The sequence below is a fragment of the Dyella sp. AtDHG13 genome (assembly GCF_003201105.1).
Lineage (GTDB): Bacteria > Pseudomonadota > Gammaproteobacteria > Xanthomonadales > Rhodanobacteraceae > Dyella > Dyella jiangningensis_B.
Genome location: NZ_QICJ01000005.1, coordinates 267,721 through 281,946, shown reverse-complemented (window position 1 = coordinate 281,946; position 14,226 = coordinate 267,721). Strand labels below are relative to the sequence as shown.

Genomic DNA, 14,226 nt, shown 5'->3' with positions numbered 1-14,226 from the left:
GCAGAAGACTCCATAGCTTTGACGTCACGCGATAACCGGTCACTTCCGTCACTGGATTCCGGCCTGCGCCGGAATGAAGAGTGGGTAGCTTGAAGATTTTGGACAGCCTCCAAAACGCGTCATCGCCGCATCGATGGACGCGATACGGCCACGTTGCCATCAACGGGCGTGCGTCTGCTCGCTATCCAGGTGCGCCATCTGCGCGGCGGCGTAGCGTTCACCGGCCGCGGCGTTCTTCGGCACGGCGGCTTCGATGGTGGCGAGATCGCTGGCGCTCAGCGTCACGTCGAGCGAACCCAGCGCTTCCTGCAGGCGATCGCGGCGGCGTGCGCCGACCAGCGGCACGATGTCCTTGCCTTGCGCCGCGACCCAGGCGATGGCGAGCTGCGCGACGGTGACGTTCTTTTGCGCGGCGATCTGGCGCAACGCTTCGACCAGGGCAAGGTTGTGGTCGACGTTGCCGCCCTGGAAGCGCGGGCTGTGCGCGCGGAAGTCGCCGGCGCCCGCGCTGTTCTTGTCCCAGTGGCCGCTGATCAGTCCGCGCGACAGCACGCCGTAGGCGGTGATGCCGATGCCCAGTTCGCGGCAGGTCTGCAGGATGCCGTCCTCGATGCCGCGCGAGATCAGCGAGTACTCGATCTGCAGGTCGGCGATGGGATGCACTGCCGCCGCACGACGGATGGTGTCCGAACCCACCTCGGACAGCCCGATATGGCGGACGTAACCGGCCTTCACCAGGTCGGCGATGGCGCCGATGGTCTCTTCGATCGGCACGTTGGGATCGAGACGGGCAGGGCGATAGACGTCGATGTAGTCCACGCCCAGGCGCTGCAGCGTATAGGCGAGGAAATTCTTTACCGCTGCCGGTCGGGCGTCGTAGCCCACCCAGTCGCCGGCCGGGCCACGCAGCGCGCCGAACTTCACGCTGATGAGCGCCTTGTCGCGCGGCACGTTCTTCAGCGCTTCGCCGATCAGCATTTCGTTGTGGCCCATGCCGTAGAAATCGCCGGTATCGAGCAGGTCGATGCCGGCGTCGAGTGCGGCGTGAATGGTGGCGACGCTTTCCGCGCGATCGGCCGGGCCGTACATGCCCGACATGCCCATGCAGCCGAGGCCGAGGGCGGAAACGCGGGGACCGGTGGCGCCAAGCTGACGGTATTGCATGGTGTCTCTCCAGGGCGGGATGGGTGCGAAGCAAAGTATGGCGCGCTGGCCGGTGTACGATAATCCGGTCCTATCCACACGACCTGTGCGGGAATCAGCACAATGGAAGAGCTTGGCCTTTCCGATATCGAGGCGTTCCTGGCGGTGGCGCGCGCACGCGGCTTCAGAGGTGCGGCCCAGCAGGGCCGCGTTTCCGCGTCCGCACTGAGCGCCGCGCTGCGACGGCTGGAGGCACGACTGGGCGTGCGCCTGCTCAACCGCACCACGCGCAGCGTCACGCCCACCGAGGCCGGTCAGCGCCTGCTCGATCGTCTTTCACCGCTGGTGGGCGAGATCGGCGGCGCGCTCGACAGCATCAACGCCTACCGCGACAGCCCCACGGGCACCTTGCGACTCAACGTGCCCTCCATCGTGGCGCGCCACATCCTTCCGCCCATCGCCGTGCGCTTTCTCACGGCGCATCCGGGCATCACGCTGGACGTGATCACCGACGATGCGTTCGTCGATGTGCTGGCGGCAGGCTGCGATGCCGGCATCCGTTACGAAGAACGCGTGGAGCGCGACATGATCGCCATGCCCATCGGGCCGCGCATGCAGCGCTTCGTGGCGGCGGCATCGCCGGCCTATCTCGCCGCGCGTGGTCGCCCGGAGCGGCCGCAGGATCTGGTGAACCACGCCTGCATCCGCCATCGCTTTCCCAGCGGCACGGTGGCCGTGTGGGAGTTCGAGCGTCGCGGCAAGACCGTGCGTATCCGGCCAGACGGCCCGCTGCTGGCCTCTACCGTCGAGATGGAAGTGGAAGCGGCCGTGGCTGGCCTCGGCATCATCCACACCTTCGAGGAATTCCTGCAGCCGGCGCTGCGCAGCGGCGCACTGGTGCCGGTACTGGCCGACTGGTGCCAGAGCTTCACCGGCCCGCTGCTCTACTACCCCAGCCGCACCCACATGCCGGCGCCGCTGCGCGCCTTCGTCGATTTTATCAAGAACGAAGGCGCGCAGCGAGGGGACGGTGAAGTGCGCCGGACAAAGTGATCAAGGTTTGCGGAACTTGTAGATGAAGCGGTCGGTGTGCCCCTTGATGGACGGGTCGTAGATGCCCTTGGTGTGATCGTCGGCGGGGTTGCGCAGCACGTCGCTTTCGCCTTCGAACTGGAAGCCTGCGGCGGTGAGTTCGCTCTTTACCGCGGCGGGGTCGATGCGGTGCAGGTCGTCCGTGTTCGAGATGCCGGTGCCTGCCGCCGCGGCGTGGTCGAGCACGATCAGCGTGCCGCCGGGTTTCAGTGCATCGAACAGCTGCTTGTCGAGCGTTGCCATGTCCGGCTTGCCCATGAAGGGATCGTGCAGGTCGTGGTAGTTCTGCGAGGTCCAGATCACGTCCACGGGTTCGGGCAGTTTCAATGCGGTGTCCGGCTCGACGAGCACGGTGACGTTGGGATACGCCTCCGTTCCCGCAAAGCTGCGCACGCTTATCAAGCCCTTCGGCGCCTTCTTGTCCATTTCCGTTGGCTGCAGCGCATAGACCTGGCCCTTGGGGCCGACCATGCGGCTGAACAGGCGCGTGTAGTAGCCCCTGCCCGGCATCAGGTCGACCACGACGTCGCCGGGCTTGATGCCGGTGAAGCCGAGCACGGCGGCGGGATGGCGCTGGTCGTCCAGTGCGCGGTCGTCCTCTGGCCGGTTCTTGTCGGCGATGGCGAGCCCGACGAAGCTCGGCAGCGGGTGCGTGGGTGGCGCGGCGGTGGCGACGGTGGCGGCGAGCAGGGCGGACAGCACGATCAGGGAAACATGTTTCATGGCATGCCTCAGTGCACGTAGTTGAGAGCGAGGGCCGGCGTGATGGATGAGGTGGTGCGGTTGCCCGATGGAATGATGCGCACGCCCAGCAGCAGGCCGATGTTCGGCGACCAGTTGTATTCCACAGCCGGCGCGAAGCCCATGTAACGATTCGACTTCGCGCCCAGTGCCACGTCCGGCGGAAACGGATCGCCGTTCGCATATTCCTGCCCGTTCACGCGCGTGCTGCTGTTGTGGCTATAGACCACGTCCAGCGCCAGCACCCAGTTTCGCGTGAGGCTGTATTCCGCCGCGGCGTTGGCGAACACATTGTTGCCGGGGCGCGCATGGCCGCGGAAATGTGCGTCGGTGCCGTAGACGCTTACGCCTTCCACGTCGGCATGCGATGAGAACGAGGCCGCCACGTTGAAGCGCACGCGAAGAATGCGACCGTTGGGCATCCACAGGTAGGTTTGCGTGTCGATGCCGATGGTGGTGGTGTAGGCGCCGCTGCCCATGCCATTGGCCGCGTGGTTGCCCAGGCGGTCGTATTTGCCGGAGGGGAAGGTTTCCTGCACGTTGATGGCGACGGTGGGCAGCCAGCTTCCCTCATGGAACTGGCGCAGGCGGTACTGCGCCTGCACGGTGACGTCGCCTACCTGCACGCCGCTGCTGTTGGGCGCGTTGCTGACGCGGTTGTAGCCGAACACCGGGATGATGCCCATGGTGAAGTTGTTGGCCACGCCGTAGTTCATGTAGGTGCGCGAGGCGAAGCTGTCCGAGCCGCGGCTGGCGACATCGTAGAGGTAGGGCTCGAGCAGCACGTGGCCAGGCGGCAGTGTTTCGGCGGAGCTGGCCATCATCGGGCCGGTCCACCAGGCGTCGTCGCGGCTTTGCGGCAGCTCCTGGGCGGAGGATTCGTCCTGCGCATAGGCGCGCTGGCAGGCGCCCGGCAGGCACAGCAGCAGTGCCAGGCAGAGCACGAAAAGGCGCGGGGCGATCAGCGGTGCGGGCAGGTGGCGCTTCATGGTTGCGGGCTCGATCGGACGAGCGCAAGCTAAGCCCGCAAGTGGTTGGCCGAAATAGCCACTTTGCGTATATCGCATATATCCACTTTGGAGCCGCGCCATGCAGCGCATTCCCGCCGGATTCCTGCCGCCCGTCGCCATGGACGTGGGCAGCGACACGCCGATGTACCAGCAGCTGTCGGACTGGTTCCGCCGCGCCATCAGCAGCGGCCAGTTGCGCCCGGGCCAGCGCGTGCCTTCCACGCGCAGCCTGGCCAGCGAGCTGGGCATTTCGCGCATTCCGGTGCTGGGCGCCTACGAACAGCTGCAGTCCGAAGGTTTTCTGGAGACCTTCACCGGCGCGGGCACCTGCGTGGCGCGGGCCATTCCGTCGGACATGACCATCGAGCGCAAGCGGCAGATTCGCGTGGAGCCGGTGGCCTCCGCGGGCGGCTCGCGACGCACCTCGCAACGGGCGAAGCTGCTGCGCCAGCCTGAGCCGACGTGGCTGGCCAATATGGGCGCGTTCCGCGTGGGCGTGCCTGCGCTGGATGCTTTTCCTTCCGCGTTGTGGTCGCGGCTGGTAAGCCGCCACGCGCGGCATCTGTCGCCGGAAACCATGGGTTACGGCGATCCGATGGGGCATCTGCCGCTGCGCGAAGCCATCGCCGAATACCTGGGCGCGGCGCGCGCGGTGCGCTGCGATGCATCGCAGGTGCTCATCACCACCGGTTCGCAGCAGGGCCTGCAGATCTGCGCACACGTGCTGCTGGATGCGGGCGAGCGGGTGTGGATGGAGGACCCCGGCTATCCCGGCGCGCACCAAGCCTTGCGCACGGCCGGCGCGGAACTGGTGCCGGTGCCGGTGGATGCGGAAGGCATCGACGTGGCGCACGGCGCGCGCGTCGGCGCGGATGCGCGCGCGGTCTACATTTCGCCGTCGCACCAGTTTCCGCTGGGCATGGCGATGAGCGCGTCGCGCCGCATGCAGCTGCTGCGCTGGGCCGCCAGCCACGATGCGTGGATCATCGAGGACGACTACGACAGCGAATATCGTTTCGGCAGCCCTCCGCTGTCCTCGCTGCAGGGCACGGACACGAACGATCGCGTGATCTACCTGGGCACCTTCAGCAAGGTGATGTTTCCGGCGCTGCGCCTGGGTTACCTGGTGGTGCCCAAGGATCTGGTGGCGGATTTCCACGCGGGGCGCGACGCCATCGACACGTTCTCGTCCATGCTTTACCAGTCGGTGATGACGGAGTTCATTCGCGACGGTCATTTCGCGCGTCACATCCGCAGCATGCGCACGCTCTACATGGAAAAGCGCGCGGCGGTGCACGATGCGATACGGCGTTACATCGGCGACAGGCTGGAGGTGATCGGCACGGAAGCCGGCATGCAGCTGGCCGGCTACCTGCCACCGGGCGTGGACGACGTGGCGGTGTCGCGCAAGGCGGCGACGGTGGGTGTTTCGGTGCGGCCGTTGACGCCGTGCTATCTCGCGTCGCCGAAACGCGCCGGCCTGATCCTCGGCTACGGCGGCGTAAGCCCGGAACAGATCGACGAGGGCGTGCGCAAGCTCAGCCAGTGCCTGTGAACGGCGGTGCCCTGGGGCACCCGCCGTCATCGCGCGGCTCAGGGAGCCGCCTTGTCCTTCGCCGCGGTTTCGGCCTTCGGCGCCGCATTCTTCACGTAGCGATCGAACCAGGTAAGCATCTCGTAGACCTCCTGCTCGTTCGACTCCATCGCGGTGTACCAGTGCGGCTCATGCGGCAGCATCACCAACCGTGTCGTGCCGCCCAGGCCGCGAATGGCCTGGAACAGCTTCTGCGACTGAACCGGCTCGGTGCCCGGGTTGGCGTCGTCCATGCCGTGCATGATGAGCAGCGGCGTCTTGATCTTGTCGGCCTGGAAGAAGGTGGACGCCTTCTCGTACACGGTGGGTGCCTGCCACAGGGATCGGCGTTCGTTCTGGAAGCCGAAGGGCGTCAGCGTCTTGTTGTACGCGCCGCTGGTGGCCACGCCGGCGCGGAACAGGTCGGTGTATGCCAGCAGGTTGGCCGTCATCAGCGCGCCGTGGCTGTGGCCGGTGACGCCCACGCGGTTGCGGTCGACCACGCCGAGTTCGACGGCCTTGTCCACCGCCGCCTGCGCGTCCATCACCAGCTGCTCCACATACGTGTCGTAGGCCGTGCGCGGATCGCCCACGATGGGGAACGATGCGTTGTCGATCACCGCGTACCCTGCCAACAGCAGCAGGCGATAGCCGCGCAGCACGTCGAACTTCTGCTGCGAGCCGCTGATCTGGCCGGCCTGGCTGGGGTCGGCGAAGTCCTGCGGATAGGCGTACAGGATGGCCGGCAAGCGCGTGCCTTCCTTGTAGCCCGGCGGGGTGTACAGGGTGAAGGAGAGTTCCAGGCCGTCCTTGCGCTTGTAGGTGACCAGCCGCTTGCCGATGCCGCGCACCTGCGGCGTCGGATCGGGAATGTGCGTGATGGCTTCCGCATGCGAAGCAAACGCCGCCTCGCCCGCCTGCGGATTCGCCGTAGCCGCTCCCAGCGTGTACATGAACAGGTTGGGCGGCTCGGCTGGCGACTGGCGCGCGGTGATGAAGCGTTCGCCGCCGGTGAGCACGGCCAATGGGCGCTCGTAGGTGTCGGTGCCGCTGCGGAACAGGCGCTCGGTCTGCCCGTTGGAGAGGTGGTAGCGATCGAGGAAAGGACGGTCGCCCTTGGGCGTGCCGCCGGGGCCGGACAGATACACCGCATCGCCATCCTGGCGCACCACGCTGGCGCCGTTGGGCAGCGTCTGGCTCAGCAGCGTGCCGGGGTTCTTGTAGACCTCGTTGGCCGAGTAATCCCACACGGTGCGCGCCGGCTTGGACGGGTTGGCGACATCGATGCGGCTGATGTGGATCCACTGGCGGTTGGCGTCGTACTCGTACACGAACGGCTCGTTGCCCTGCGCCAGCCAGCGCATGCCGCTGAAGCGCTGCGTGGTGCGTGCCACTTCCTGCGGCTTGCCGTTGAACGGCGCGCTCCACATCAGCACCTTGTCGCGCTGGGGCACGTTGACCTTCCAGTCGCCCTGGTCGAGCGCTTCGGGCCAGACCAGCGTGGCCGGTGCGTTCTGGCGCCACTCGAATTCACGCGGGCCGGTGGGAACGCCGCGCACGGGTACGCGGTCGGCCACCGGCAGCGAGGCAATCGGTGCGGATTGCCCGGTCTGCACGTCGAGCACGCTGACGTCGCGCGCGAAGCGCTCATAGGTGGTGACGTAGGAATAGGGCCGCTTCAAGGTCTCCACCAGCACGTGCTCGCCGTCGGGTGCGCCCGAAACTCCGGCGATCACGCCCGGCTTGCCGACCGCGCGCACCTTGCCGCTGGCGGCGTCGACGACGGCGAGCTGGGCCATGCCGTAGTAGTCGAACAGCGCTTCGTCGTCCGCGCTGGAGAGCGTGTCGCGCGCCTCGTAGGTGCTGCTTTCGCCCTTGCCTTCGATCGACTGCTTGATCTCCGGACCTGCGTCCGCTCCCGTCCTGGGCGCGGGGCCGAGGTTGGCTGGCACCTGCTTCACCAGTAGTGAATCGCTGCCGTGCAGCCATTGCACGCTGTCTTCCATCACCGGATTGAGCAAAACGCCTTCCACGCGATGCGTCTGGCCGGTGAGCGCATCGCCCAGCCACAGCTCGGTGCCCTGGTCGGTGGTGTTGGTGAAGGCGAAGCGGCGGCCATCGGGCGACCACTGCGGCGCACCGGGGCATGCGTTGGCGGGCAGCGATACCGGCGTCTGCTGGTGGCTGGCCACGTCTTCCAGCGTGAAGTTCTTCAGGCAGGCGCGGATGCCGTAACCGTTGGACGCATCGTGGCGGCTGTGGTTGCGTGGTTCGATGCGCAGGCCGGCGAGCTTCACGTACGGCTCGGCCACGCGTTCGATCGAGGGATACTGCGACTGCTCCACCAGCAACATGCGTTCGCGCGTGGGGTCGAGCATGGGAATCGCCGGCAGGGGCGCGTGCATCACGCCCAGCAGCGGCTCGGGCGGCTTGTCATAGCGGGCCAGCGCGAGGGAAGGCAGCAGGGCCAGCAGGCCGGCAGCCAGGGGCAGCCTCTTGCCGAGGGTGGCGGTACGCATCGAACGGTCTCCTTGTTTGGGGGCCGGCTCCATGAAGCAGGCTCCTTGCCGTTCGACCTTACCGTCCCTTCACGTTCCGGCATCCCTGCTGGAAGTCACGCCTGCGGAAAAACGGTCGAAGCCGGATGGCCGGCCCTCAGCGGTTCGACGCCGCGCGCTTGCGGCGCACGCCCAGACCCAGCATGCCGATGAGGGTCAGCGTGAGCAGGATCTCGATCCACGCCAGCCAGCGCTCGCCCGGGGCGCTCCAGGCTTCGCTCACGCCATGGCAGAAGTAGAACAGGCTGAGGATGCCCACCCACAGCAGGGCGCGGCGCACATCGCGCAGGGCGAACAGCGGCAGCAGCAGCGGCACCACGGTGATGCCCAGCGCGACGCCCGCGGGCATGCTCTGCGCCGGGAACAGCCAGCCGTGCCAGGCGAGCTGCAACAGGGCGAGCGCGGCCCACGCCGCCAGTCCCACGCGATAGTTGGCGCTGATCGGTGCCGTCATGCGGCGGTGCCCAGCCGTCGCGCCACGTCCGCCAGGCGGCGCCCCAGCGCGCGCGCCAGTTCGCGCTCGTGCTCGCTGATGGCGTTGTCGCCCTTGGCGCCCGCGACGTGGCTGGCGCCATACGGCGTGCCGCCGCTCTGCGTGGCGGTGAGCGCCGGCTCGGTGTAGGGCAGGCCCACCAGCAGCATGCCGTGGTGAAGCAGGGGCAGGGCCATGGTGAGCAGGGTCGATTCCTGCCCGCCATGCATGGTGCTGGTGGCGGTGAACACGGCGGCAGGCTTGCCGGCGAGCACGCCGCTGGCCCATTCGGCGCCGGTGGAATCGAGGAAATACTTCAGCGGCGCGGCCATGTTGCCGAAGCGGGTCGGGCTGCCCAGCGCCAGGCCGGCGCATTCGGCGAGGTCCTCGCGCGTCACGTAGGGTGCGCCTTCGTCCGGCTCCGGCGGATGCGCGACCTCGGTGACGGGCGCCACCGGCGGCACCTGGCGAAGGCGGGCGCGCATGCCGGGCACTTCCTCCACGCCGCGCGCGATCAGTCGCGCGAGCTGGGCGGTGTGGCCGGTGCGGCTGTAGTACAGGACCAGGATGTCGTGGCTCATGGTTGGGAGGCTGGTGTGTGATCGGTTAGTGTAGCGGGCGATCAAGCCCGAGTTGCCGTGACATTCACGCTACCCGTATGCGGCGGGGCGGCACCATAGGGCGATGTGGAAAGGAGTCACCATGGCCATGGCCTTGCGTTTCGATCGCGACCGCTTTCACAGCTTCCGCCGGTTCGTCTGGCAGCGGTTCATCGATGACAAGTGCTTCGAGACGGCCGGCGCGCTGTCCTACACCACGCTGGTGTCGCTGGTGCCGCTGATCGTGGCCTCGCTGGCGATCTTCGCGGCGTTTCCGGCCTTTGCCGATGCGCGCAGCATGCTGATCGACTTCGTGTTCAAGAGCTTCGTGCCCGCGGCCGGCGTGCGCGTGCAGGAATACCTGGACAGCTTTGCCGACAACGCCAGCAAGCTCACCGGCATCAGCGTGCTGGTGATGTTCTTCAGCGCGCTGTCGATGATGGTGAGCATCGAGGACCGCATGAACCGCATCTGGCGCGTGCAGCGCCAGCGCGGCTGGATGTCCCGCCTGCTGCTGTACTGGGCCGCGCTTACGCTGGGGCCGGTGCTGGTGGTCGGCGGCATCGCGCTGGCGTCGTTCGCCACGGCCCTGCCGATGCTCAACGATGCGGCGGTCACGCTCAACCTGAAGGAGCGGCTGGTGGGCGTGCTGCCCTTCGTGGTGACCTTCCTCACCCTCATGCTGATCTACATGGTGGTGCCCAACCGCCGCGTGCACTGGCGCAATGCCGCCATCGGCGCGCTGATGGGCGCGATCCTGTTCGAGATCGCGCGCTGGGGCTTCGCGCGCTTCATTCATCACGCGCATACCTACCAGCAGATCTACGGCGTCGCCATCGCCGCGCTGCCGATCTTCCTGCTGTGGATCTACCTGTCGTGGGTGATCGTGATCCTGTGCGCGTCGGTGGCCGCTTCGGTATCCGCCTTCGATTACCTGCCGCCGTCGGACTTCCTGCCGGAGAGCTCGGCCTTCCTCGGCCTGCTCGTGGTGCTGGGGCATTTCGTGCAGGCGCAGCGGCAGGGCGCCAAGATCACGCCCGACAGCGTGCGCGGGCAGGAGCCACGCCTGCATCGCGCGTCCATCGTGGATTACTTCGGCGACCTGCAACGCGCCGGCTTGATCCAGGGCGAGGTAGGCAGCGGCTGGATGCTCGCGCGCAGCCTCGACAGCACCGACCTGATGCGCGTCTACGCCCATTGCTCCTATCGGGTGCCGCTGCATCCGGGGGAGGAGGCGCGCTCGCACAACCTGCGCTTGCCGGCGGCGCTGCTGTCGCTGCTCGATGAAGCCGCCACCTCGCTCTGCCGCAACCTCCACAAGACGCTGGACACCGCCTATCCGCTGGGCGCGCCGGCGAATAATCCCTCCAAGGAAACGACGCAATGAAGTTGCTCAAACCGCTCGCCGTGCTTGGCCTCGCGCTGGCGCTTGCCGGCGTGGCGCAGGCCGCCATGCCCGCGCAGCCGTCGATCAGGCTCACCACACTCGACGGCAAGCCTTACGACCTGGCCGCGCAGCGCGGCAAGTGGGTGATCGTCAATTACTGGGCCACGTGGTGCGTACCGTGCATCAAGGAGATGCCGGACATTTCCCGCTTCGTCGCCGCGCACAAGGACAAGGTGAGCGCCATCGGCCTAGCCTACGACGACAGCGACGTGGCCGACATCAAGGCCTTCCTGCTCAAGCATCCGGTGAGCTACCCCGTGGCGCAGGTGACGCTGGACAAGCCGCTGAAGGATTTCGACGAACCGCGCGGCCTGCCCACGACCTGGCTGATCGCACCGGACGGCAAGGTCGCCAAGCGTTTCGTCGGCACCGTCGACGAGGCTTCGCTGGGCGAGGCCATCGGCCTGGGCAAGTGACATGGGCGCGGCGCGTTTCCTCGTCAGCGGACGCGTGCAGGGCGTGTTCTACCGCGCCAGCACGCGCGAGCAGGCATTGATGCTCGGGTTGTCGGGCCACGCCAGGAACCTGCCGGACGGACGCGTCGAAGTACTGGCCATCGGTTCGGCCGCGTCCCTGGCAGCGCTGGAACGCTGGCTGCGGCAAGGGCCGCCCGCGGCGCGCGTCGACAGCGTGCTGCGCGAGGATTGCGACGCGCCGGCCGTCGAAGGCTTCCTCACGCGTTGAGCTAGTCCGCGAAGGTATGCATCGGCGCTCGCACGGCCGATGAGGCATCGCGCTCCTGCAGGAACGGGCGCGGCGTCGACAAGGCGAAGCCTTGGGCGAAATCGATGCCGAGCCGCTGCACGGCGGCCAGCAATGCCGGCGTGCTGACGCATTCGGCGATGGTGCGCTTGCCGGTGACGTGGCCGATGTTGTTGATCGCCTCCACCATGGCCTGGTCGATGGGGTCGTCGATCATGTCGTCCACGAAACTGCCTTCGATCTTGATGAAATCGACGGGCAGGTGCTTCAAATAGGTGAAGGACGACATGCCGGCACCAAAGTCGTCCAGCGAAAAGCGGCAGCCGAGCGCGCGCATGTCGTGGATGAAGGCGGTGGCGCGCGACAGGCTGGAAATCGCCGCGGTTTCGGTGATCTCGAAGCAGATGGACGCGGGCGCGATGGCGTAGGCCTCGAACTGCTGGCGCAGGAACACGGCCAGGCCATCCTCGCAAAGCGAGGTGCCCGACAGGTTGATCGTGCATAGCGTTGGCACACCCGGCGCGCCGCGATCCTGCGCTTCGCGCAGCGCGGCGAACGCCGACTGCACTACCCAGCGATCGATCGACGGCATCAGGCCGTAGCGCTCGGCGGCAGGAATGAAGGCGCGCGGCGGCACCATCTGCCCGTCTTCGCCCACCATGCGCACCAGCAGCTCCACGTGGCTGTGCTGCGTCGGTCGGCGTAGGTCGACGATGTCCTGCGCGTAGAGGCGCAGGCGATTGCTCGCCAGCGCGGCCTGGATGCGGCTCACCCAGCACATCTCGCTCTGCCGCACGGCGACTTCGTCGTCGTCGAGGTGATAGGTCTGCACGCGATTGCGGCCTTTTTCCTTGGCCAGGTGGCAGGCGGCATCCGCCGCGCCAAGGATGTCCTCGCGTGCCAATCGCTGGTCCGCGCTCAGGCTGACCAGGCCAATGCTGGCGCTGGTAGCGAAGCTGCGTTCGCCAAAGGCGAAATGCAGGTCGCCGATGGCCGCGCGCAGGTCTTCGGCAATGGCCAGCGCATCGTCGCTCGCGCAGTCTTCCAGCAGCACCACGAATTCGTCGCCGCCCAGCCGCGCCACTGCATCCGTGGCGCGCACGTGGCTGAGGAACAGCGCGCCGATCTGGCGCAGCAGTTCGTCGCCCGCCGCGTGGCTGCAGGTGTCGTTGACCACCTTGAACTGATCCAGGTCGAGGTAGAGCACGGCAAAGGGACGGTCGCCGTGTTCCGACGACGCCAATGCGCGTGCGAGCCTTCGCTCGAACTCGCGGCGGTTGATCAGGCCGGTGAGCACATCGTGGCTGGCCTGATAGCTCAGTTGCGCGGCGTGCTCGCGGTCGCTGCTGACGTCGCGCATGACCAGCACCGCGCCGTCCATGTTGCCGGCGCGGTCGCGGATGGGCGTGGCGGTCAGGTCGATGGCCGTGGATGGTCCGTCGGCATGCGTCAACACGAGCTTGTCGCTCTGGCTCCAGTCGGGATGCCCGCTCAACACCTGCATGACCGGATCGGCAATCGGCTGTCCGGTGCTTTCGGCCACAAAGCGGCAGATGGCCCCGACCGGCAGCCCGCGTGCGCGTTCCGTGGTCCAGCGCGTGAGGCGTTCCGCGCTGGGGTTGAGGTAGTCGATGCAGCCCTGCGCATCGGTGGTGATCACGGCGTCGCCGATGGATTGCAGCGTGACTTCAGCGCGTTCCTTGGCCGCGAACAGCAAGGCATCGGCCCGGCGTCGCTCGGTGATCTCGGTGACCGAACCGGCCATGCGCCGCGATGCGCCGGCCGCATCGCGCAAGGACGCGCCGCGCGCGTGAAACCAGCGCGCATGGCCGTCCTTCTGCGGCACGCGGAACTCCACGTCCAGCGGCGCGTTGCGCCACACGTGCGCGGTGACGGCGCGCATCACCTGGCGCCTGTCCTGGGGATGGAGACAAAGAAACACCGAACTGCCGGCATCGTCGTCGCCAAGGTCGAGCCCCAGCATCTGCCGCAGGCGCGGCGAGAGATAGACCTGCCCGGTGTGGCGATCCCAATCCCACAGGCCGTCGTTGCTGCCCGCCACGGCGAGTTGGAAGCGGTCTTCGCTGGCGCGCAGTTCGCGGGCCACGCGGGCGCGGTCATCCAGCAATCGGCGCGCACGCCGGGCCGCCACCAGCACCATGGTCACCGCGACCAGGCCGAACCACACGCGCAGCAGATTGGCGGTATCGCGCGAGGCGGTGCCCAACGCGTCGGAGAACGCGTATTCCATCGGCGTCAGGCGCTCGTCGATGGCGCGCAGGCGCTGGCTCGTGGCGTCGATCCACTCGGGCGCGCGATCGCCGCGGCTGATCCGGCGATGCACCTCGGCGCCGAGCGCGCTCAGTTCATCGATGGAATGGTCGGCCTCGACCCAGACCGCGACGGCGTTACGGATGCTGCCGACGTCGTGGAAGTACCGGTACAGGCGAGCCATGCCGGGGATGTCCGCGTGGTCGATGCCGCCACGCCGGAACTCTTGGATGACGATGGCCATCTCTGGCGTGGGGCGATCCAGCTCGATGCGTGCGCGGTGATCGCCCAGGGGCACGGCGATGGCGTCGAGGAACTGGCGATAATCCGTTTCGCTGCCGCTGGACAGGTAGTGCTGCAGGCTGGAGACGGCGATCTTCTGCGCCTTCGACCAGCGGCTCTCGCCACCCACGAAGGCGCGCGCGGCCGAAAGGATGTCCAGGCTGGCAGTGCACAGCCCGATCATCACCACGACCACCAGCACGAACGGCACGACGATTTCCGCCGCCCGCTCTCTCTTGACCCGCCCGGCCCCCCGGCCTTGCACCGGCATACTCGCCCCCCGTGCGCCTGGAGTTCAGGCCATCGTCTTATCGGCGCATCCACCTGAAGCTTGAA

General features: G+C 67.5%; 12 protein-coding genes. 5 read left to right on the top strand and 7 right to left on the bottom strand.

What is annotated here, in order from left to right; all coding sequences use genetic code 11:
- Positions 1-159: 159 nt before the first annotated feature.
- Positions 160-1,164, bottom strand: a complete 1,005-nt coding sequence (locus tag BDW41_RS11215) for an aldo/keto reductase (RefSeq protein WP_074547402.1) — start codon at positions 1,162-1,164, stop codon at positions 160-162.
- A gap of 126 nt (positions 1,165-1,290) precedes the next feature.
- Between BDW41_RS11215 and BDW41_RS11210 the strand changes: the two genes are divergently transcribed.
- Positions 1,291-2,196, top strand: a complete 906-nt coding sequence (locus BDW41_RS11210) for a LysR family transcriptional regulator (RefSeq protein WP_199535326.1) — start codon at positions 1,291-1,293, stop codon at positions 2,194-2,196.
- On the opposite strand, the gene BDW41_RS11205 is transcribed toward BDW41_RS11210, so the two are convergent.
- Together BDW41_RS11205 and BDW41_RS11200 are read right to left on the bottom strand one after the other, a co-directional pair.
- On the bottom strand, positions 2,197-2,958 hold the full coding sequence (locus BDW41_RS11205) for a class I SAM-dependent methyltransferase (protein WP_083337555.1): 762 nt from the start codon (positions 2,956-2,958) through the stop codon (positions 2,197-2,199).
- 8 nt (positions 2,959-2,966) lie between these two features.
- Entirely contained in the window at positions 2,967-3,965 is a 999-nt protein-coding gene (locus tag BDW41_RS11200) for a hypothetical protein (protein ID WP_074547405.1), read from the bottom strand.
- Positions 3,966-4,065: 100 nt separating this feature from the next.
- On the opposite strand from BDW41_RS11200, the gene BDW41_RS11195 reads away from it, so the two are divergent.
- Positions 4,066-5,541 carry a PLP-dependent aminotransferase family protein gene (locus tag BDW41_RS11195; RefSeq protein WP_074547406.1) on the top strand — a complete coding sequence of 492 codons (1,476 nt, stop codon included), beginning with the start codon at positions 4,066-4,068 and terminating at the stop codon, positions 5,539-5,541.
- 38 nt (positions 5,542-5,579) lie between these two features.
- Here the strand turns inward: BDW41_RS11195 and BDW41_RS11190 are convergent, their stop codons facing one another.
- The 3 genes from BDW41_RS11190 to wrbA form a co-directional block, all read right to left on the bottom strand.
- Entirely contained in the window at positions 5,580-8,078 is a 2,499-nt protein-coding gene (locus BDW41_RS11190) for a prolyl oligopeptidase family serine peptidase (RefSeq protein ID WP_074547407.1), read from the bottom strand.
- Positions 8,079-8,214: 136 nt separating this feature from the next.
- Complete coding sequence (locus BDW41_RS11185) at positions 8,215-8,571, bottom strand: DUF2069 domain-containing protein (protein WP_074547408.1); 357 nt, start codon at positions 8,569-8,571, stop codon at positions 8,215-8,217.
- Positions 8,568-9,170 (bottom strand): NAD(P)H:quinone oxidoreductase, encoded by a 603-nt coding sequence (gene wrbA / locus BDW41_RS11180; protein WP_074547409.1) that lies wholly within the window; start codon positions 9,168-9,170, stop codon positions 8,568-8,570. Before wrbA ends, BDW41_RS11185 begins: the two co-directional genes overlap by 4 nt.
- Positions 9,171-9,297: 127 nt before the next feature.
- Between wrbA and BDW41_RS11175 the strand changes: the two genes are divergently transcribed.
- The 3 genes from BDW41_RS11175 to BDW41_RS11165 are packed head-to-tail and all read left to right on the top strand — an operon-like array spanning position 9,298 to position 11,319.
- Positions 9,298-10,575, top strand: a complete 1,278-nt coding sequence (locus BDW41_RS11175) for a YihY family inner membrane protein (RefSeq protein ID WP_074547660.1) — start codon at positions 9,298-9,300, stop codon at positions 10,573-10,575.
- Positions 10,572-11,051 (top strand): TlpA disulfide reductase family protein, encoded by a 480-nt coding sequence (locus BDW41_RS11170; protein WP_074547410.1) that lies wholly within the window; start codon positions 10,572-10,574, stop codon positions 11,049-11,051. Before BDW41_RS11175 ends, BDW41_RS11170 begins: the two co-directional genes overlap by 4 nt.
- A gap of 1 nt (position 11,052) precedes the next feature.
- On the top strand, positions 11,053-11,319 hold the full coding sequence (locus BDW41_RS11165) for an acylphosphatase (RefSeq protein WP_074547411.1): 267 nt from the start codon (positions 11,053-11,055) through the stop codon (positions 11,317-11,319).
- Between the two features lies 1 nt (position 11,320).
- Here the strand turns inward: BDW41_RS11165 and BDW41_RS11160 are convergent, their stop codons facing one another.
- Positions 11,321-14,101: an EAL domain-containing protein gene (locus BDW41_RS11160; RefSeq protein ID WP_158536996.1), complete on the bottom strand. Its 2,781-nt coding sequence runs from the start codon at positions 14,099-14,101 to the stop codon at positions 11,321-11,323.
- Between the last annotated feature and the right edge of the window lie 125 nt (positions 14,102-14,226).